The sequence below is a fragment of the Bacteroides sp. AF32-8BH genome (genome assembly GCF_003435205.1).
Classification (GTDB): domain Bacteria; phylum Bacteroidota; class Bacteroidia; order Bacteroidales; family Bacteroidaceae; genus Bacteroides; species Bacteroides ovatus.
This window is the reverse complement of sequence record NZ_QVLZ01000040.1, coordinates 41750-62577: the sequence shown is the minus strand read 5'-3', so window position 1 is coordinate 62577 and position 20828 is coordinate 41750. Positions and strand designations below refer to the sequence as shown.

Annotated in this window: 12 protein-coding genes and 1 pseudogene; 5 read left to right on the top strand and 8 right to left on the bottom strand. The window is 45.1% G+C overall.

The window, feature by feature from the left end:
• Positions 1-234: 234 nt before the first annotated feature.
• Both DWZ47_RS23395 and DWZ47_RS23390 read right to left on the bottom strand, forming a co-directional pair.
• A complete protein-coding gene (locus DWZ47_RS23395) occupies positions 235-792 on the bottom strand; it encodes a YdeI/OmpD-associated family protein (RefSeq protein WP_117514856.1) in 558 nt (185 codons plus the stop codon).
• A gap of 106 nt (positions 793-898) precedes the next feature.
• On the bottom strand, positions 899-2518 hold the full coding sequence (locus DWZ47_RS23390; RefSeq protein WP_004297887.1) for an ABC-F family ATP-binding cassette domain-containing protein: 1620 nt from the start codon (positions 2516-2518) through the stop codon (positions 899-901).
• A 265-nt stretch (positions 2519-2783) separates the two neighbouring features.
• Between DWZ47_RS23390 and DWZ47_RS23385 the strand changes: the two genes are divergently transcribed.
• The 4 genes from DWZ47_RS23385 (at position 2784) to DWZ47_RS23370 (ending at position 6950) form a co-directional block, all read left to right on the top strand.
• Positions 2784-3365, top strand: coding sequence for a nucleotide exchange factor GrpE (locus tag DWZ47_RS23385; protein WP_004297892.1), 582 nt, complete (start codon positions 2784-2786; stop codon positions 3363-3365).
• Positions 3366-3404: 39 nt separating this feature from the next.
• Entirely contained in the window at positions 3405-4589 is a 1185-nt protein-coding gene (dnaJ, locus tag DWZ47_RS23380) for a molecular chaperone DnaJ (protein WP_004307195.1), read from the top strand.
• Positions 4590-4751: 162 nt separating this feature from the next.
• Positions 4752-5777, top strand: coding sequence for a YbjQ family protein (locus DWZ47_RS23375; RefSeq protein WP_032845937.1), 1026 nt, complete (start codon positions 4752-4754; stop codon positions 5775-5777).
• Between the two features lie 33 nt (positions 5778-5810).
• Positions 5811-6950 (top strand): DNA alkylation repair protein, encoded by a 1140-nt coding sequence (locus DWZ47_RS23370; RefSeq protein ID WP_117514855.1) that lies wholly within the window; start codon positions 5811-5813, stop codon positions 6948-6950.
• Positions 6951-7118: 168 nt separating this feature from the next.
• Here the strand turns inward: DWZ47_RS23370 and DWZ47_RS23365 are convergent, their stop codons facing one another.
• From DWZ47_RS23365 to DWZ47_RS23340, 6 genes are all read right to left on the bottom strand, one after another.
• Positions 7119-8837 (bottom strand): RagB/SusD family nutrient uptake outer membrane protein, encoded by a 1719-nt coding sequence (locus tag DWZ47_RS23365; RefSeq protein ID WP_004308802.1) that lies wholly within the window; start codon positions 8835-8837, stop codon positions 7119-7121.
• Positions 8838-8848: 11 nt separating this feature from the next.
• On the bottom strand, positions 8849-11593 hold the full coding sequence (locus tag DWZ47_RS23360; protein ID WP_008775980.1) for a SusC/RagA family TonB-linked outer membrane protein: 2745 nt from the start codon (positions 11591-11593) through the stop codon (positions 8849-8851).
• A gap of 98 nt (positions 11594-11691) precedes the next feature.
• Positions 11692-13767, bottom strand: coding sequence for a family 20 glycosylhydrolase (locus DWZ47_RS23355; protein WP_004297901.1), 2076 nt, complete (start codon positions 13765-13767; stop codon positions 11692-11694).
• Positions 13767-16091 (bottom strand): family 20 glycosylhydrolase, encoded by a 2325-nt coding sequence (locus tag DWZ47_RS23350; RefSeq protein ID WP_117514853.1) that lies wholly within the window; start codon positions 16089-16091, stop codon positions 13767-13769. Before DWZ47_RS23350 ends, DWZ47_RS23355 begins: the two co-directional genes overlap by 1 nt.
• A 34-nt stretch (positions 16092-16125) precedes the next feature.
• Positions 16126-18720 carry a beta-mannosidase gene (locus DWZ47_RS23345; protein ID WP_117514851.1) on the bottom strand — a complete coding sequence of 865 codons (2595 nt, stop codon included), beginning with the start codon at positions 18718-18720 and terminating at the stop codon, positions 16126-16128.
• 153 nt (positions 18721-18873) lie between these two features.
• Positions 18874-20508: a sialidase family protein gene (locus tag DWZ47_RS23340; protein ID WP_004297908.1), complete on the bottom strand. Its 1635-nt coding sequence runs from the start codon at positions 20506-20508 to the stop codon at positions 18874-18876.
• An 81-nt stretch (positions 20509-20589) separates the two neighbouring features.
• Between DWZ47_RS23340 and DWZ47_RS31110 the strand changes: the two are divergent.
• Positions 20590-20828, top strand: a pseudogene (locus DWZ47_RS31110) (MFS transporter); the annotation flags it as partial.

Below are 20828 nucleotides of genomic sequence, written 5' to 3'. Positions count from 1 at the left end.
AAAAATATAAGAATGAAAAAAGGGCGACAAGATAGAATCGCGGAGACGCTTACACGGTAAAAAGACGGTGTAAGAGCGCCCCTTCACCCGTAAACACACTATTTATCAGGAATCTGGAAGAAAGGTGAAGGGCAGAAAAATAACTACGTTCGAGAAAGAGAATTGAATATCAATTATGCGCATAATGCTTCTGTCCTGTTATTACAATCAAAGTTACAATTACAGACATAGGGATTAGTAGTATTTTTCAATTCCCCCAAATCCTTTTATCATTTTATTTTCCTTCGTTTTATTGATAAAGTTGTTCAATCGCTTTTCAAATTCTTCCGGCCGCTTTCTGGCAGCTTCAATGTATGCAATTCGGATACGTCTATACGCATTAGAAAATTGTTGGTAATTCTCCCATACAGTTTTATCCTCTTTCAGTTTTCCGATAATATCATTCGGGAAGACAAAAGGGGCTGACAATACTTTTCGTATATTATCTTCCCTATCAGGGTGAATCATATTATGTTCCAGCAACCATTTCAGTCTCTCTTTGTTGGCTTGCGAGTAGGAACTTTTAGGGTTTCTGGGTGTGAAATGCTGGATTTTATGTTCTTTGTCGAGCGCCTTTATGGTGCTGTCGATCCATCCGAAGCAAAGGGCTTCCTCGACAGCGTCGTTGTATGTAACACTTTTTTTGCCCGAAGATTTGGAGGGGAATACAAACCAAACGTCACTGGCATTTTCAAAGTTGTCCGCCAGCCATTTTCGCCAATCTTCTCTGTTTTCAAAATATTTTATTTCCATAGTGCTAAAAAGAACAGCAACCCATTGTTGAGAACAGGTTGCTGTTAAATTGGTTATTCATCAGACTTCATGTATGGGAGTCAGGGGCTTTTATTCGTCCGGTCACTTATTTGTCTCCGTACATCTTCGCCCGCAATTCCTTAATATGGTCGGAAGTGATATATTCGTCATATTCCATCATCTTGTCGATGATACCGTTCGGTGTCAGTTCGATGATGCGGTTGGCAACGGTCTGAATAAATTCGTGGTCATGAGACGAGAAGAGGATATTTCCTTTGTACGTCTTCAGGTTGTTGTTGAATGCCTGGATAGATTCCAAGTCCAGATGGTTGGTCGGAGTGTCCAGAATGAGGCAGTTGGCATTGCGCAGCTGCATACGGGCAATCATACAACGCATCTTCTCACCTCCGGAGAGTACGCTTACTTTCTTCAATACCTCTTCGCCGGAGAAAAGCATACGGCCGAGGAAGCCTTTCATATATACCTCGTTGCCTTCTCCAAACTGGCTCAACCAATCTACCAGGTTCAGGTCGGAATTGAAGAAATCAGTGTTATCCAGCGGCAGGTAAGCAGTGGTGATGGTTACCCCCCAGTTGAAAGTACCTGCATCGGGTTTCATGTTTCCGTTGATAATTTCGAAGAAAGCAGTCATCGCGCGCGGATTGCGTGACAGGAATACCACCTTGTCACCTTTCTCTACGTTGAAGTTCACGTCGTTGAAGAGCACTACGCCTTCTTCCGTCTTCTTGCTCAATCCGGAAACTTCCAGAATCTGGTTGCCCGGCTCGCGTTCGGGAGTGAAGATGATGCCCGGATACTTACGTGAAGAAGGTTTGATTTCTTCTACGTTCAGTTTCTCCAACATCTTCTTACGGCTCGTTGTCTGCTTGCTCTTCGCTACGTTCGCGCTGAAACGGCGGATAAACTCTTCGAGTTCTTTCTTCTTCTCTTCAGCCTTCGCCTTCTGGTTCTGTTGCTGACGGAGAGCCAATTGGCTGGATTCGTACCAGAAACTATAGTTACCGGCAAACATATTGATTTTTCCGTAGTCGATGTCTACGGTGTGTGTACATACAGAGTCGAGGAAGTGACGGTCGTGGCTTACCACCAATACGGTATGCTCGAAGTTGGCAAGATATTCTTCCAACCAGGTCACTGTTTCCATATCCAAGTCATTGGTAGGCTCATCGAGCAAGAGGTTGTCCGGATTTCCGTACAATGCCTGCGCCAGCATGACACGTACTTTTTCCTTACCACTCAATTCACCCATCAATACGTAATGCTTATCTTCTTTCACGCCCAGTCCGCTCAATAGCATGGCTGCGTCGCTTTCCGCATTCCATCCGTCCAACTCGGCAAATTTTTCTTCCAATTCGGATACTTTCAGTCCGTCTTCGTCTGTGAAATCTTCTTTTGCATACAATTCTTCGCGCTGCTTCATGATGTCCCACAACACGGTATGTCCCATCATGACGGTATCCATGACAGTATATGAGTCCCACTTGAAGTGGTCCTGACTCAACACCGAGAGACGTTCGCCCGGTCCGAGCGCAATCGTACCTGTTGTCGGGTCCAAATCTCCGTAAATCGTACGAAGAAACGTAGATTTTCCCGCACCGTTCGCACCGATAATACCATAACAATTACCACTCGTAAACTTCAGGTTTACGTCATTAAATAACACTCTTTTACCAAACTGAACCGATACGTTCGAAACTGTAATCATCTTATTATTTACTATTTTACTAGTTACTATTTACTATTTGAGCGTGCAAAGGTAGACATTTAAAATGAATTATGAGCTATCTGATATGTGCCAATCTGACATAAAAGTGTTACCTTTGCTGCGTTTTTTGGCAAAACGGCCAACTTGGCAAAGTTTTTGCAGACGAAATCTGTGACATCCGGTCAGTCCGGTATGTTTATAAGCGGTATCTTGCATAGATAACGTGTGTTTCTAAATAGTAAATAATAAAATAGTAAATACCAAGATGGATCCGAAAGAAAAAAAAGTGAAGGAAGAGGAACTGAATGTGGAGGAAACTCACAATCCTGCGGAAGACCAACCGCAAAACGAACAAGCAGAGGGAACCGCTCCGCTGACTCATGAAGAGGAGTTGGAAAAGGAACTGGAAAAGGCTCAAGAAGCGCTTGAAGAGCAAAAGGATAAATATCTGCGCTTGTCTGCCGAGTTCGACAATTATCGTAAACGCACTTTAAAGGAGAAGGCCGAACTGATCCTGAATGGTGGCGAAAAGAGTCTTGGCAGTATTCTTCCGGTAGTGGACGATTTCGAACGTGCCATCAAGACGATGGAAACGGCAACGGATGTCAATGCCGTAAAAGAAGGGGTGGAACTGATTTACAATAAATTTATGGCTGTTCTGGCTCAAAATGGTGTGAAAGTCATCGAGACGAAAGACCAACCGCTGGATACTGATTTCCATGAAGCCATCGCGGTAATCCCCGCACCGTCGGAAGCACAAAAAGGTAAGATTCTGGATTGTGTGCAGACGGGGTATACACTGAACGACAAAGTGTTGCGCCACGCCAAAGTGGTAGTAGGGGAATAAGGATTCGCAACCCATAAAACTCATAATTTTTAAAGAAGCATGGCAGAAAAAAGAGACTATTACGAAATATTGGAGGTGACGAAGACAGCCACAGTAGAGGAGATTAAGAAAGCGTACCGTAAGAAAGCAATCCAGTATCACCCTGACAAGAATCCGGGGGATAAGGAGGCGGAAGAGAAATTTAAGGAGGCGGCCGAGGCTTATGACGTGTTGAGTAACCCGGAAAAGCGTTCGCGTTACGATCAGTTCGGTCATGCGGGAGTGAGCGGTGCGGCAGGCAATGGCGGTCCGTTCGGTGGTTTCGGTGGCGAGGGGATGTCGATGGATGACATTTTCTCTATGTTTGGCGACATCTTCGGTGGCCGCGGCGGCGGTTTCGGGGGAGGCTTCGGAGGGTTTAGCGGATTTGGCGGTGGCGGTTCACAGCAACGCCGGTATCGCGGCAGTGACCTTCGTGTGAAAGTGAAGCTGACGTTGAAGGAGATCTCTACCGGAGTAGAAAAGAAATTTAAACTCAAAAAATATGTGCCGTGTGACCAGTGTCATGGCACGGGTGCCGAAGGTGACGGCGGTTCGGAGACTTGTCCTACTTGTAAGGGTAGCGGCTCCGTGATCCGTAACCAGCAGACTATTCTGGGCACTATGCAGACTCGCGTCACTTGTTCTACTTGTGGCGGTGAGGGTAAGATTATCAAGAACAAATGTAAGAAGTGTGGTGGCGACGGAATCATTTACGGTGAAGAAGTGGTGTCGGTGAAAATCCCTGCCGGAGTGGCAGAGGGTATGCAGCTTTCTATGGGTGGCAAAGGAAATGCCGGCAAACACAATGGTGTGGCAGGCGACTTGCTGATTCTCGTAGAGGAAGAACCGCATCAGGACTTGATTCGCGACGAGAATGATTTGATTTATAATCTGTTGCTTAGTTTCCCGACTGCTGCTCTGGGCGGAGCTGTGGAAATTCCGACTATCGACGGCAAAGTGAAAGTAAAGATTGATTCGGGTACTCAACCGGGTAAGGTGCTTCGTTTGCGCGGCAAGGGATTGCCGAATGTGAACGGGTACGGAACGGGGGATTTACTCGTCAACATCAGTATCTATGTGCCGGAAGCGCTCAATAAAGAGGAAAAGAGCACGCTCGAAAAGATGGAGGCTTCGGACAACTTCAAACCTAACACGTCGGTGAAGGAGAAGATTTTCAAGAAGTTCAAGAGTTTCTTCGATTAATTTTTTGCTATAATATATAAGGTATAAGTGAGCTGCAATCTTTTTTGTGGCTCACTTCTGTTTTTAGGGCTTGTCCTTTTAAAAAAAAGACATATATTTGTGTAGCAAACAAATGGACGTAAAGCGACATAAAATAAATACTAACACTTTAAAATTCATATTATGAGAAACGAATTTATCATGTCCACGACTAACACAATAGAGGGTTGTCCTATAAAAAAATATATAGATACCATCTGTTCCAATATCGTGATAGGTACCAATATATTCTCCGATTTTGCTGCATCATTCACTGACTTTTTTGGTGGACGTTCTGACTCGTATAGAAGAAAATTGGAAATTATATACGGCGAAGCATCAAAGGCATTGAAACAAAAAGCATTAAACTTGGGTGCAAATGCGATTGTTGGTTTCAGAGTCGATTTTGATGAAATTTCCGGTAAGGATAAATCAATGTTTATGGTTTCTGTTTCCGGAACGGCCTGTATCATTGAAATGAATAATAAAGAATTATCTGAAGAGGAGATCATTCGTACATCCATCAGTCAATCTGATTTGCAAAAGGAAATAGACAGGCGGTATATTATTTCTCAAATAAAAGATGCGGTACCTTTGACTTCCGAATGGGTAGAGTTTTTACTGGAATATCCGCAAACAGAGATAATAGAAAGTCTTATAAAAAGATATATCTCCATAGATCTCGATTATTATGCGGAAGAGGCGGCTAACATCAAACAGGTTTTATCTGCCACTCCTCCTGATTTCGTCATTCCCGTTATCTATCAGCATATTGAACACAAAAAGATAAGAATTCTAATAAAGGAGTGCTGTCTTTTTGATGGTGAGTCTATATATGAAACAATAGTGAAAGGAAAAATCCACGAAGGGGTGAGATTGTTGTCAGCAACAAAGAATTCTTATGATGCCAAGGATTTAAAATGGATGAAAACAATATTAGAGTGTTTAAACAGCCTGCCGGATACGGGAAAAATAGAAGTTGTAAAAGGCGGTGTGTTTACAAGAGATAATGGCGAGAAGTATATATGCGAAAATGGACATAAAAATCCTGTTGATTCGTCCTTTTGCGAGAAATGTGGAGTTAATATGAAAGGAATGACCGAGGGAGAGGTGAAGCATATTGATTCTTTAAAGGAAAGATATAGTATTATTGAACAATATATCCAATAAGTCGGGGCTCTAACTAAAATATATAAATCAAGTATGGCAGAACCTTTTAAGAATATGTACAACAAGCAATTTTTCGACCTATTTACGAAAGATTTAAAACTTGTTATCGATGATTTTGATGCTCACGGGTTTGTTTCTCAAGTTATGGATGATGAATGGGAAGGCAGGGAACTTAAACAGCGCTGCATACATATCACTACCATTCTGAAAAAGTTTTTGCCGGCAGATTACAAAGAGGCAATCGCTAAGATTCTTGAGTTGTTGGATCATGTAAAAAGTACGCGGCCTGATTTTTCGGTGATAGATGATACGAAGTTTGGATTGATGCTGGAGTATGGGGCGATTCTGGATAATTATGTCGAGCAATATGGGTTGGATGATTATGAAACGTCTGTCAAGGCGATAGAGAAAATCACACAGTTCACAAGTTGCGAGTTTGTGACTCATCCTTTTATTATAAAATATCCGGATAAAATGATGAAGCAGATGTTGGTTTGGTCGAAACATGAGCATTGGGGAGTAAGGCGGCTTGCGTCAGAAGGTTGCCGTCCGCGTTTGCCTTGGGCGATGGCTTTGCCGAATCTGAAGAAAGATCCGACACCTATTATTCCTATTTTGGAGAATCTTAAAAATGATCCGGCAAGATTTGTACGGTTGAGCGTTGCCAATAATTTGAATGATATTGCGAAAGATAATCCGGAAATTGTCATTGATTTGGCAAAGAAATGGAAGGGGGAATCGAAAGAGGTAGACTGGATTATTAAACACGGTTGCCGGACGCTCTTAAAGCAAGGGATTCCAGAGGTGATGGAGTTGTTTGGCTTTGATTCTATCAGAAATAATATTAGTGTGGAGGATTTTCAGATTTCAAGTCCTAAGGTTAAAGTCGGGGATTCGTTGGAGTTTGGTTTTAACTTGTTGAATCATAGCAATAAGACAATCAAAATACGGCTTGAATATGGTATTTATTACCAAAAAGCAAATGGAACGCTGACGAAGAAAGTTCATAAAATCAGCGAAAAAGAATATGCCGGGAATTCTACCACACGAATAACGCGAAAGCACTCTTTCCGTGTGGTTACAACGAGAAAATTCCATCTCGGGCTTCATCAAATTGCTATAATAATCAATGGGAGTGAATTTGAAAAATATGATTTCGATTTGATTGGGTAATTCGATTTAATTGAGTTATTCGACTGGATCGAGTAATAACCACACTACATATAATATGGATTTCTGCATTAGCTATTATCTCTACAAGTGCTGCAACAAATAATATAAATCCTCGATTCTCCGGATGAAAATCGAGGATTTTTTATTTTGATTACTACTATCTTCTTCCTAATACCCCGGATTCTGTTTCAACCTCTCATTCATCACCCGTATTTTCTCCGGTATAGGGAATACAGTTGTATATCCACTTGCCTCATCCGGTAGTTGCGGACGGCTGCTGTAAGCTCTTGTAAACTTCCCGAAGCGGACTAAGTCCTGTCGTCTCCATCCTTCCCAAGCCAGTTCCAGCTGACGTTCGGCAAGGATATTCTCTAAAGTGGCAGTGCGGGGAGAAGCGTTGACACGGCTACGAACTTCATTGAGTTCTTCATCTCCGTTTGCTCCGTTCCGGACTTTCGCTTCACTCTTCATCAACAAAGCGTCTGCATAGCGGAACAATACAATGTCATTCTCCATCAACTTACCGTCTTTTGTGGCAGTCGGGTCGACTTCATACTTTTTCATGCGGGCTCCTGCGGTTTGTTCGTATGGGGTATCTGTTATATCCAGAGATACTTTCCAGGGCAGATATTCCAGTACCGTTCCATTATCCAGTTTGATTATGTTTCCTTTCAGGTCGTGGACAATTCCTGCAAAATAGCAAATATCAAAACGGGGATCTTGTTCCGCGGTTTCATAACCGAAAGCTTCGAGGGCTTCAATGGTGGCGCTGGGACCGTTCTCACCGCTTAGTCCGTAAGCCTTGGCGTGATTATAGTGGCGGGAACGGAAGAGATATTGCATCTGGTTGGTGTACAGAGTTTTGTTCATCGGGATAGTGAAGACATTCTCTACGGACGGTTCGTTGAATATAGAGAAATTCGTTTCGTATTCCGGTTCCAGTTTGTAGCCCATAGTCTTGAGTTGGTCACAATAGTAGATAACTGTTTCCCAGGCATTTAGTTCGCTGCCGTTCACTGTGAACTTTATATTTTTTCCATCCGGGCGTTGTCCGTCCGTCCAATCATTGTCTGTATAAACTTCGGAGTTCAAAGCCAGTTTGGCCAGTAGGAAAGTTACCACGGGGCGAGTGATACGGCCATAGTAAGGGCCGGACTGGTTGCTATGTGCATCGCTCAACAAAGGAGCCGCCTCTTGCAATTCCTTGACAACAAAGTCAAAGACCGTTTTTCGTTCACTTTGCACTACATCTTTCATTGCTACGGAAGAGGATTGAACTAGCGGGATGCGTCCGAACAAATCCATCAGGTAATAATAATACATAGCCCGCATGGCACGTACTTCGGCACGGTATGCCGGCAGTTCCGTAGCGGAATGAGTTTCGGCGAATTTGTCTATCCGTTCCAGTGATTTGTTACTTAACATGACGACTTTATAGAGATATTCCCATGTAGCCTGAATGGCATCATTCTCTATTCCCCAATCGTGCAGGTAAAGTCCTTGCCAAAAACCACCGTCATACCAGTCACCTCCACGGGTGGGGATAATGGCTTCGTCGGAGGTAAAGGTGTTCAGGTCGTAGACTCCCCTACCCGTTCCCTGCAATCCCTGACTATCACTATAACCGCCTACGTATGTATAAAGCGAAGCTACTGCATTGAGATATACTTCCGAGATTGTATTGTAAACGTCATCTTCGGGTAACTTATCTTTCGGATTTTCCTCCAAAAACTTACTACATGAGAATAAACCCAGGCACGTTATAAGAAGGAATACCAGCACTCCCGAAGGACGTAAGATCTTCTTTGAAAACAGTTCCGCTATCCTTGAAAGCAGTTCTTCTTTCTGCAAAAAAAGACTTTTATTTTTCATATATTGTTTCATCATCTCCTCCTCCATTAAAAGTTAATACTCAATCCCAGTGTGTACGTCCGCGCCAACGGATATCCCCGTTTATCATCCACGCCTAAAGTGGAGTTCACTGTTGAACTGTTAATCATGGGTGAAAGTCCCGAATAACCGGAAATGGTTGCCAGGTTGTTGACTGTAAATGCCAGACGCAGGGAGCGGACATATTTCTTCAGTTTCTGCACTTTCTCAATCGGCACGTTCCAACCCAGCGTCACATAGTCGAAGTTGACATAATCTCCCTTTTCCAACCAATAGTCGGTGGCGGTTTGATCCTTGATGTTCTGTTTCGGGGCTTTCTTCATTACGTTATAGTCGGGAAATATATTCATGTTCATATAGGTCAGGGAGGTTCCGTTGTAAATTTTATGTCCGAAAGCTCCGTTAACCTGCAAAGACAGGTCGAAACGCTTGTAGCGGAAACTGATGTTGGAGCCAAGAATCGTTTTAGGTACGGCTTGTCCTGCCACGTAGCGGTCTTCACCATCTTCAAGGCTGACACCTCCGCCATTCAGATCGGCGATGCCATAGGTGTATCCGCCGTTTCCGTCGGATTCCAGTCCCGTACTGTGGGGAAGATAGAACACGCCCAACGGTTGACCCACCATCTGATATACGATGTGGTTGTATCCTCCATGAAAGCCGGCTCCGTCGAGGCCAGCAAGACTTTTATATTCGGGAGCAGAAAGCATTTCGCCGTTGTACATACCGCTTAATGAGAGCAGTTTGTTGCGCTGGAAAGTGATATTGGCATTGATATTCAGTTCCATATCCTTGGTCTTCAAGGGGGTGATGCCGATGGCGATTTCCGTACCCCAGTTGCGCATGGAACCGATGTTGGCAAGCAAGGTGTTATAGGTGAAAGGCGGTACGCTTACGTTGTAAAGGTAAAGCATGTCTGTGGTTCGGGAGTTGTAATAGTTGGCGGAAAGCAGCAGGCGGTTGCCGAAAAGAGCTACGTCGATACCGGTATTAAAGGTATGTTTCACTTCCCATTTCAGGTCGGGATTCGTGTTCCGTAAGTCTCCTAAAGATACGACGGCGGAGTTTCCGACGGGGACTACACCGTTCGGCTTTACAAGGTTCAATGTAGTGTATGAGTCAATCCCACTCTGATTACCTGCCAGACCGTAGCCAATACGGAATTTCAGATTATCCACCATCGGCAACTGCTTCATAAATTCTTCTTCACTAATCACCCATGCGGCAGATGCGGAGGGGAAGAATCCCCATTTGTGGTTCGCCCCGAATTTGGAGGAAGCATCTGTACGGGCGTTCAGCGTCAGTACGTAGCGGTCGGCGTATGTATAGTTGAAACGTCCCATGAAGGATGCCAGACGGGGTTGGTCGTAGTAAGAATTAGTGCCTTCCCACAAACGGAGTGCGCCTGCCTGAAGATTATTATACCCGAATTTGTCGGTGCTGAAATTGCTTACTGTTGTATAATATCCCGTGTAGGTTTCTTTTTGAAGTTCGGCAAGTGCCAACACGTCAAAGAAATGTTTTTTCCAGTTTTTCTTATAGGTCAGCATCATGTTGCCCAGCAAGGATTCTCGCTTTTTGGTTCCTTTGTAAGCCTGGCCGTTCGCCCAGACGGAGGTGGGGAGGTATTGCGAATTTTCCACGATATTATAGGTATAGGCACCGAAGAGGTTAAGTTTCAGCCCTTCCAGTAGATTGAAAGTCAGACGGGCATGCGTGCTGATGTGCGAAGTGGCATCATCGTCCTGCACTTCCATCCATGCCAATGGATTGGTGATTTGACTGGCGGTCGTTATTCCATCCCAAGAATTGGTGACGGGGTCTTTATGGTTGGGATAGGTGGGGTTGAATGTGGCTGCCGAATAGAACGTTTTCTGATAATCCACCAGATTATGATTCTTCTGAATGGAACCGAACATTCCCAGCTCGCAGTTCAGGAAGCCGTCGAACATTTTCTGATTCATGTTCATATTCGAAGTGAAGTTTTTCATGTCTTCATTCAGAATCACTCCCTGACGATCCATGAAACCAAGAGAAACGCGATAGCTGGACTCACTGGAACCGCCATAAAAGGCGATGTGATGGTTTTGTTGTAGTCCTGTCTGTTCAATCTCTTTCTGAAAATCGGTGTTATTTCCTTTATCCAGAATGGAAATCCCGCGTTCCGAGGCGACACGGCGGTACTCATCGCCGGACAGCATTTTCAGATTCTTGTAGACGGTGGAAATTCCGAAGCTACCGTTGTAGGCTACCTGTGTTCTGCCGCTCATTCCTTTTTTAGTGGTGACCTCGATCACACCGGAAGCTCCTCGTGAACCGTATTGTGCGGTTTCGGAAGCGTCTTTCAGAATGGTGAAGCTCTCAATATCCGTAGGGTAAATGGAGGTGAGCATACTCAAGTCACCAAATACTCCGTCGACGATTATCAAAGGGTCATTGCCACTGGTCAGTGAGGTAGTTCCCCGCAGGCGTACTGCATCCAAGGCTGCCGGACCATTTGACCCGCGTTGGATAGTCAAGCCCGGCACACGTCCGCGGATTGCTTCCAAAGGGTTCGTTATCTGGTCTTTATTCATCTGTGTCTCCGTAATCTTCTCTACGGAACCGGAGAGGGTTTTCAAACTTCCGGTGGCATATCCAACAGTTATCAATGAGTCTATGGGCGTGACGGGAATCTTCTGCGCCAAGGTGCTCTCGCACGGGATTACCAGAAGAAGAAGGGTGTAGAAAATGAGTCTAGCGTGTTGTACCATATTCTTAGTTTTTAAGGTAATAATACAAATATAACAAAAAAAGAGAGAATCTGGTTGAATAGATTCCCTCTTTTATTCATAAATGATATTGACAATGTCTATTTCACGATTATCTCATCCGTAAATATCCACCCTCCGAATTCGCTTCCGGCCTGTGCCTGGTAACGTACGTATCTTCCTTTGGCTTCTCCCTGCCATGAAATATCCGTAAACCGGATAGGGGTTTCTTTGCTCACTTCAAAGTGTTGTTTTTGCAACTCCGTGAAGTTAATTCCATCATCGGAAATGGAAATAATCACTGTCTCCGGCAGGAATACTTCCGCGCCGACCACTTGCATAAAAGCGGCGGTGATGGAATGGATAGGGGTTTCTTTTTCCATATCAATCGTCACATCGAGACGGTTGTCCGAGATAAATCCTTGCCATGAACCATCACCGTAAGTCCAGTCACCACGTATGCCGTCTGTCAGGGCTGTGTTGCCTTGTGCGGGATAATGGGGGCTATAGGAGGAGTTATAGGTCACTTTTTTACCGAGCGCCAAATGGCTGACTGGTTGAAGAGATTCGGGACGGCTGCCGATTTCTTTGCTCAAATCGAAAGGATGGTATCCTTTTTTCTGTAAATCGGCCACTGCTGACAGTGCGCGGGTATGGAAATCGGGCCACGACTTACGTTCCGGAGCCGACCAGGCTACTTCCGCCAATGCCAGCATACGGGGATAAATCATATATTCCACGTGTTCGGGAGTGGGGATATATTCCACCCATAGGTTACCCTGCACACCATAGACTAACTTTGCCTGCTCCGCAGTTAAGGAAGCGGGGACAGGATCGTAGGCATATACTTTCTTCAATGGCAGGTAGCCACCGATAGCTTCCGGCTGGGAGTACGGGGCGTCCTGATAGCTGTCCAGATAACAGTATGCACCCGGTGTCATGATGGCATGATGGCCGGAGGTGACGGCAGCAATACCACCCTCTTCTCCACGCCACGACATAACGGTTGCATTGGGCGCGATACCTCCTTGCAGAATCTCGTCCCATCCCAAGAGACGGCGTCCGTGATTGTTGAGGAACTTTTCGATACGGTGTATCAGATAGCTTTGCAGCTCGTCTACATTGGCCAGATGCTCGTCTTTCATTCTCTTCTGACATTTCGGACAGGTCTTCCAAGCCGATTTGCCGGCCTCATCACCTCCTACATGAATGTATTCGGAAGGGAAAAGTTCCATGACTTCCGTCAGTACATTCTCCAGAAAGGTGAAAGTTTCTTCATTACCGACACAGAAATCGGAGTTCTTGTAAGGTTCTCCCGAACAGGATAGCTGCGGGTAGGCAGCCAGCACTTCTTCCGAATGGGAAGGCATTTCAATCTCCGGAATCACCGTGATGTAATGCTGACGGGCATATTCCAGTATTTCACGAATATCGTCCTGGGTGTAATAGCCGCCGGAAGCTCCGGGTTCATCATAACGGAGGTATTTACGTCCGCCGTTCCACCATTTCTTCCAGGTGGGGTCTGTACGCCAGGCTGCAAAATCGGTCAGTAAAGGGTATTTCTTGATTTCAAGCCGCCAGCCTGCCGCATCGGTCAGGTGCAGGTGCAAACGGTTGATTTTGTAATATGCCAATGCGTCTATCTGCTTCTTTATAAACTCTTTGGTAGAGAAATGACGGGATACGTCCAGCATCAGTCCGCGATAAGCAAAACGAGGGGTGTCTTCTATCTCGACAGAGGGTACGGAATAGCTGCCTGTGCTTGCCGGTTGCATCAGCTGTAACAGGGTTTGCATTCCATAGAATAATCCGGCTCCCGAAGTTGCCCGGATCTCGATTCGTTGAGAGGTAACGGAGAGTGTATAGCTTTCCGGTGATGGCAATTGGGGGGTCTTGGGGGTTATCAATAAGAAAAGCATCTGTTTCCTGTCTTTCATTCTCGCTTCTTTCAGCTGAACAGGTAATGCTTTCAGGTAATTCTCCCAGAGTTCCGCTTCTCCACCTTGCAGGTTTGTATAAAGTTTAGTCTTTTCTGACAGTAAAAAAGAGCCCGTCCCCTGCTCCATTTTTAATGGGACAGGTATGACGGACTGTGCCAGAATGGGATGTGCATGGAAGCACATCCCCAATATCCATAAGAAAAGACAAACTTTAGGGTATTCTTTTCTTATATTCATTAATCAATTTTGATTTCGTCTACAAATAAAAATGCGTTTTTACCTTTTCCTCCATGCCATGCCGGAAGTGATTTCTCCGGTGAAGCAATGACTCTCACGTATTGGGTGGTCACAGGAGCAAAGGTTAGTTTGTGCTCAACGATTCCGTCTTTGTCTGTCTCTTTCATCTCCGGATATTCTTCGGAAGCAATCTTTTTGAAGGTCTTGCCATCATCTGAAGTTTCTACGGACAGGTTTCTGGCATCAAATACCCAGTCCCCTTTTGCTACATTGGTAGAGATTGCCACGCTTGAGATTTCAGTAGGTTGCTGGAGGTCGATAGTCATATCCATGTCGTTTCCGTTGAAAGCGATCCAACGGCCTGACTTATAGCTGCTATTTCCTTTCAGACCATCTATCAAAGTGGAAGCTCCTTTGAACAGGTATTGTTCATTGATAGGCTGATTGGCTACAATCGGCTTCATGCTGGATTTGCTGAAATCAATCTTCTCTGTCACTGTCTTGCTTTCGCCGTTGGGACGAATGGCTTTGGCGGACAGGGTTACATTTTCCTTGATTTTCAATACTCCTTCGTAAACGGGGGAAGCGGCAGTAGGTTCTGTGCCGTCTAATGTATAGTAAACAGGGGCACCGTCGATGGTAGACAGGGTAACGTCCATTGTTCCTTCTGCCGGATTCGGGTCAAACTCGGCTTGTACGTCAAATACGTGTTTAGCGTAATTGTATCCTTCTGCATCGTACCACTTAATCAGTTGTGGAAGACGGGACAGGAAGTTGGCATAGTTTTTCTTTTCGGGGCTGGACCACTGAATTTCACACAAAGCAGCCCAACGAGGCAATACCATGTATTGTGCATGCGGGAAGGTAGCGATGTATTCTGTCCAGAGGTTGGCTTGCACTCCCTTGATGTATTTCTGTTCTTCCGGAGTAAGAGAAGCCGGCATCGGCTCGTAGCTATACACTCTTTCCATCGGCAGATAACCACCGATACCGAACGGTTCGTTTTCTACGTCTTTAGCTTGGTAGTAGTCGAAATACAGATAGGTGTTCGGTGTCATGATGACATCGTGTTTCTGCTTCGCAGCTTCGATACCACCTTTCTCACCACGCCATGACATCACGGTAGCATTCGGAGCAAGTCCGCCTTCGAGGATTTCATCCCAACCGATGATTTGACGTCCGTGGTCGTTCAGGAATTTCTCAATATGGTTGATGACAAAGCTCTGCAAACGTTCTTCTTTGCTGTGGCTCTGATCTGACTTCAATCCCAATGCTTTGATACGTGCCTGGCACTTCGGACATTTTTCCCATCTTACTTTCGGGCATTCGTCGCCCCCTACATGAATATATTGTGATGGGAAGATTTCAATCAATTCACCATAAACATCTTCCAAGAATTTCAATACTTGGTCGTTTCCGGCGCAAAGCACATCCTCGGATACACCCCATTGTCTCCATACTTCGTATGGACCACCGGTACAACCCAGTTCAGGGTAAGCGGCAAGGGCAGCTTGCATGTGTCCCGGAAGGTCGATTTCGGGAACAACGGTGATGTAGCGTTCGGCTGCATAATCTACAATTTCTTTGGCTTGTTCCTGGGTGTAGAATCCACCGTAAGGTTTGCCGTCGTATTCGCCGGAGTTACGTCCGATGACTGTTTCTGTTCTGTTAGCACCGATTTCAGTCAGTTTCGGGTATTTTTTGATTTCCAGACGCCAACCTTGATCGTCGGTGATATGCCAGTGGAGGCGGTTCATGTTATGTAAAGCCTGCATGTCGATGTAGGTCTTTATTTCATCCACGGTAAAGAAATGACGGCTGGTATCGAAATGCGCGCCACGATAGCCAAAGCGGGGAGCGTCATTGATTTCTACGGCTGGCATGGCAATATCCGCACCGACAGCCACAGGCAATGATTTGCGCAGGGACTGGATGCCATAGAATACGCCGGCTTCCGTAGGACCGGTAATCGTGATTCCGTCACCGGTAACTTTCATCTGGTAGGATTCCGGATTTTCGTTCTCCGTGCCTAATGCCAGTACGATTGCGTTTTTACCTTCTGTTCCGGCTTCAATGGCGAAATCTTTTCCGGTAGCCGTTTTCAGATAGTCTGCCAGGAATTTTGCGTTGCGTTGCATCTTCTCGTTTCCTTCCGGATAGAGAATTTTCACACTGCTCTTGAGGATGAAGGGACTTCCTTGAGCGGTTACAATTTCTTGTGGCATGGGGATGATCTGGTAGTTGGCTTCCTGTTGCGCCGATTGGCAAGAGGCAAAAAGTCCTGCTAGTGCCAGACATCCGGTTAATTTAAAGAGTTGCTTCATAAACTAAAAAATTAAGTGTTAAGTTATTAATAGATTAATTATAAGTTTCACGAATATGTTTGATTGTCAAAGGCAGCTCCTCTCCTTTCTTTATTTGGGGAGAAGTGATGACGACCGTTTTACGTTCTCCGGGAAGAAGGTCGAAAAAGTTGTCGCTGAAACGGGCTCCCTGCAAAGGAATTTCAATAAAGACATCTTTTGCAAGAGCGGGAGAAAACAATGTCAGTTCACACATGCCGTCTTTCTGTTTCATCTTGCAGGAAACGGTTGTTTCAGGCAGAAGCAGGTCTTTTGTTTTTCTAAAGAAGTATACGGTTTCGGCAAGGGTGTTTCCTGCCTTGTCTTTCAGGGTCAGTTGCATGAAACAGCGTTGCTGTTCTTCCGGTGATAGCCAGGTGTCGGTTTTTATACGGTACACGCATTGGGAAGTGTTAGCCGGAACTGTCAATGTGTTGAGTCGTATCGGCTTGCCTTGTTTCTTTCTGTCAAAGTCTGTTACTTTCATTTCCAACATCAGGTGGTCTTTGGTGTCCGGACAGTCGGAAATCAGGTAGATATTGAGGCTGTCGTTTTGCCGGATAGGATTGATGAGGATTGGAGCAAAGGCTCGTTTGGCTTGGTAATGCAGGGCTTTCCAATTACCGTAATAGTCGATGCTCGACCAGGATACTACCGGCCAGCTGTCATTCAGTTGCCAATACAGGGTACCCATACAGTAAGGACGGTTCCGGCGGTGTGCTTCCAGTCCGTGACGCATTCCTTGTCCTTGCAGCACTAGTCCGACATAGACAAAGTCTTCAAATTTTTCGGGGATGATATAGTCGCGCTCCATGTAGGTACGAATCAGGGCGTTGCCGATGCTGCTTTTCTGATGAGCATTCATCACTTCCGATTCTATCTGATAATCTTCCGGAGCGGCGAAAGTGGAGATGGTCTTCATTTCCGGGAAGGACTGAAAACCGAATTCGCTCATGAAACGGGGCAGGTCTGTATCGAGTGACTCGAATGTTTTTTGACCATACCAGACTCCCCAGTTATGGCTGTCTCCTATCCCCCAGGATTCAGGACGCCCCCAGTTGGCAAAATACGGGGAGCTGTGTATGTAGAAACGGTCGGCATCCAGTTCCTTAACCTTGGCTGGAAGGAGCTGATGGAACAGTTTGTCATAGCCTCGAAACATTTCCTGATAGATTTCGGGCGGGAAGTTCTTGTCGAATCCCCAATATTTTAAGGCTTCCAGTATTTCGTTATTGCCGCACCACATCGCCAGGGAAGCATGATTGCGAAGGCGACGGATGTTATAGCAGGCTTCCGCCTCTACCCTTTTCAGAAAGGTGGGGTCGGACGGATAGGGAGTGCAGGCAAACATGAAGTCTTGCCACACCAGTATTCCGTTTTCATCTGCCAGGTCATAGAAACGGTCATCTTCGTACGTTCCACCTCCCCATACACGAATGACATTCATGTTCGCTTCGCGGATGTCGCGGAATAAGGTTTGGTAGCGTTCGGTAGTGACGTTAGTCAAGAGTGCATCCTGGGGGATGTAATTGGCTCCTTTGGCAAACATAGGTACACCATTTACTTCAAAATAGAAGGATTCTCCGTCTTTATCTTTTTCATTAACGAGGCGAACAGTACGCAGTCCTATCCGGTGCGATTGCTCGGCTACGACTTTATCTTCTACTATGATTTGAGCGGAGAAATCATACAGGGCGGGCTTTCCCCATCCATTCGGCATCCAACGTACGGGGGATGCCACTTCGGAAGGTATGGAAACATGATTGATTCCGGGCTGTAAGGTGATTGCCTGGCTGATGCTTTTTTCTGCACTTCCTTCGAATGAGGTATTGATTCTCACCTCTGCCTGAAGTGGCCGGGAGAGTATGTTGTTTATTTCTAATTCATTAGACAGGTTTGCGAGCTGGTCGGTCAGTGCGAGTTGTTTTACGTGGTAGTCACTGATAGAAGCTGCGTCATAAAAACGGATGGTCACCGGACGCCAGATGCCGCTGGTCACCATGCGGATTCCCCAGTCCCAGCCATAGCTGTAAGGGGCTTTACGGGAGAATATGCTTAAATGTTTGTCGTGATGGTCGTTGTCTGCCGGATAGTTGAATCCGTTCGAGTTATATTGAGGCAGTGTCTGCCGGATGGGGGAATGAAAATAGATGTGAAGAAGGTTTTCTCCGATACGGAGTTGGGACTTGACGGGTATGGTATAACCGACAAACATGTTATCGGCTTTCAGCAACAGTGCTCCATTGAGGTATACATCGGCGTATGTGTCAAGGCCTTCAAAAACCAATTGGGCGTCATCCCGTTTCAGTTGTTCGGGGGTAACTGTAAAAGCAGTCCGGTATTCCCAGTCTTCATTTTCCACCCACTGAATCTTTTGTTCATTGATGCCATAAAAAGGATCGGGAAGTTGTTTATGGTTAATAAGATCCTGATGAACGGTGCCCGGAACCTGTGCCGGTCGCCACAGCTCCGTCCCTGCCTGGGAAAACTCCCAGCCTGTATTTAGAACGACAACTTCGGAATTGTCATTGCTCTGTGCATATGCCATACTGCAACAGCATAGTAGTTCACATGCTATTTGAGCCTTTTTTCCGATCAAATTAATCATCATAGTGGGGGCATTAGATATTAACGGATTCAAAGATATTATTTTTTCAGCAAATTTCACTGATAATTTAACAAAATATGTTGTTTTTGCACGCCACGATAAATATACGGTTTTATTCTTTTATCATATCAGATAGTTTAACCGCTATTATATCTATCATTTCATTCCTAACAAATCTGTTAATTTCACCGCCTGAAAAGTCATGTGTGCCACACTGCTCTCATATAGAATACCGATTGTCTCTTTATCAATCATCGTCAGGCAACTATATCCCCATCCTTCTGCTTCGTCGAGCATGATTTGATGTTCGGGCAACCAGGTAAGTCCTTTATCCAGACTTGCTTTTATTGTTATATGATTGCGCCCTTTAGTCGTATCCGGATTTGAAAACAACAGGAGGTCTTTATTCAAAACGTTGTCCTTGGCATCGACATGAATCAGACTGGCCATACATACCGGTTCCTGAAGTGCCTTACGTGAAGATGGGTGTTCTGTCCAGGTTTTTCCCAAATCTTTCGTTATGGCAATAGCCCGGCTTCCTCCTCTATTGTCACGCATATTCAGCATCAATACTCCCGGTTCTATTTCCGCAACTTGTGCTTCCGTTGTATTTGTTCGTGCCAGATGATGCATTTTCCATGTTTTTCCCCGGTCTTTACTATACATGATTCCTGCATTCGGGATACGGGTAGAGTCGATAAACTGTGTTGGAAATACTAATGTACCGTCGCTCATCGTTATTCCTCGTCCTGGTCCTTGAAGGAGAAAATACCAGGACGGATCTTTTACCTGCTCTGTTATATTGATCGGTTTCGACCATGTTTTACCATCGTCTGTGCTCTTTGCCAATACCAGCTGTGCGGTATGGTTTATATCCATTCCCGGATGGGAGCTCCACCAGGCACGTTGATTACCCATACCATGTGTCCATGCGGCAACCACCCAGACGGTATTCGTTTGAGTATCTACCAAAATAGAGGGATCTCCTACCCCATTCTGTGCTTTAGGCAAACCGCCATACTCACCAAATGAAAGCGGAAGACGCATTTTCTCCCAGCTCTTCCCTCCGTCAGTGCTACGACTCAAACCCACATCTACATATTCCTGTAAATCGACACTACTATTATATCGGACATCGTACACTCCCAATAATGTTCCTTTATTGGTTGTCACTAATCCGGGAATACGGAAGGAAGCAGAACCGTCATTACCAGCATGACGAACTCCGACTGCCATCCGGTGAGTAATAGCTTTCGGAGAAATAAATTTACAATAAAGTTCTTTCCCATCCACTTTTACAGCACGTAAATCAGAGACTATTTTAGTATGCAAAGAGGCATCTGTTTTTATCTGCAAACTGATCCAAAAAAAGTTGACACCTGGAAATAAATTGTAATTACCTCTTAATACAACTTTTTCCGATGGTCCGACCTCTGCACATTTTATGGAATAGGAAGGATTAGCCGCCAATGTCGCACCCGGTCGATGGCTGGATATGTACTCTACAGGGGCAAAGCGATTTTTGTTTTGATCTTGTAAGGCCTCTGTTCCTCCATAATAGAGTTTGATTGCCTGAACATCCGCTAAGTTGGTACTTTTACTGAAATCTAAAACAACTTCATCGAGTATCTTGCTTTCCTTTGCATCCAACCGGATATAGAACAGAACATTATCCTGCCGCTCTATCAAAACCGGGATTTGTGTTTCATGGATAAATACTGTGTCTGAAGCTTTTACGTCAAAAGAATAGCCTAATAAGACAAGGAAAAGTAAATAAAAAATTCTTCTCATAATGGGGGGTATTAGTTAGTTTAACGCGATAAAGATAAAACTTTTCTACCATAATACAGCTATGCAAACAGTTAACTTTCATTTTACCAAGTTCTGGTAGGACTAGTCAATACTTTGACCACCGTTCTGGCTCTTGTCATCATTGATAAGGTAGGCCGCAAGAAACTTGTTTATTACGGAGTTTCGGGAATGGTTGTTTCTCTGATTCTCATCGGCCTGTACTTCCTCTTCGGAGATTCCCTGGGAGTATCCAGCCTCTTCCTGCTTATTTTCTTCCTGTTCTATGTATTCTGCTGTGCCGTATCCATCTGTGCCGTGGT

What these genes read in the sequence shown, in the direction of transcription:
- DWZ47_RS23395 (WP_117514856.1), bottom strand. Translation starts at nt 792, where the DNA reads ATGGAAATAAAATATTTTGAAAACAGAGAAGATTGGCGAAAATGGCTG.
- DWZ47_RS23390 (WP_004297887.1), bottom strand. Translation starts at nt 2,518, where the DNA reads ATGATTACAGTTTCGAACGTATCGGTTCAGTTTGGTAAAAGAGTGTTA.
- DWZ47_RS23385 (WP_004297892.1), top strand. Translation starts at nt 2,784, where the DNA reads ATGGATCCGAAAGAAAAAAAAGTGAAGGAAGAGGAACTGAATGTGGAG.
- dnaJ (WP_004307195.1), top strand. Translation starts at nt 3,405, where the DNA reads ATGGCAGAAAAAAGAGACTATTACGAAATATTGGAGGTGACGAAGACA.
- DWZ47_RS23375 (WP_032845937.1), top strand. Translation starts at nt 4,752, where the DNA reads ATGAGAAACGAATTTATCATGTCCACGACTAACACAATAGAGGGTTGT.
- DWZ47_RS23370 (WP_117514855.1), top strand. Translation starts at nt 5,811, where the DNA reads ATGGCAGAACCTTTTAAGAATATGTACAACAAGCAATTTTTCGACCTA.
- DWZ47_RS23365 (WP_004308802.1), bottom strand. Translation starts at nt 8,837, where the DNA reads ATGATGAAACAATATATGAAAAATAAAAGTCTTTTTTTGCAGAAAGAA.
- DWZ47_RS23360 (WP_008775980.1), bottom strand. Translation starts at nt 11,593, where the DNA reads ATGGTACAACACGCTAGACTCATTTTCTACACCCTTCTTCTTCTGGTA.
- DWZ47_RS23355 (WP_004297901.1), bottom strand. Translation starts at nt 13,767, where the DNA reads ATGAATATAAGAAAAGAATACCCTAAAGTTTGTCTTTTCTTATGGATA.
- DWZ47_RS23350 (WP_117514853.1), bottom strand. Translation starts at nt 16,091, where the DNA reads ATGAAGCAACTCTTTAAATTAACCGGATGTCTGGCACTAGCAGGACTT.
- DWZ47_RS23345 (WP_117514851.1), bottom strand. Translation starts at nt 18,720, where the DNA reads ATGATGATTAATTTGATCGGAAAAAAGGCTCAAATAGCATGTGAACTA.
- DWZ47_RS23340 (WP_004297908.1), bottom strand. Translation starts at nt 20,508, where the DNA reads ATGAGAAGAATTTTTTATTTACTTTTCCTTGTCTTATTAGGCTATTCT.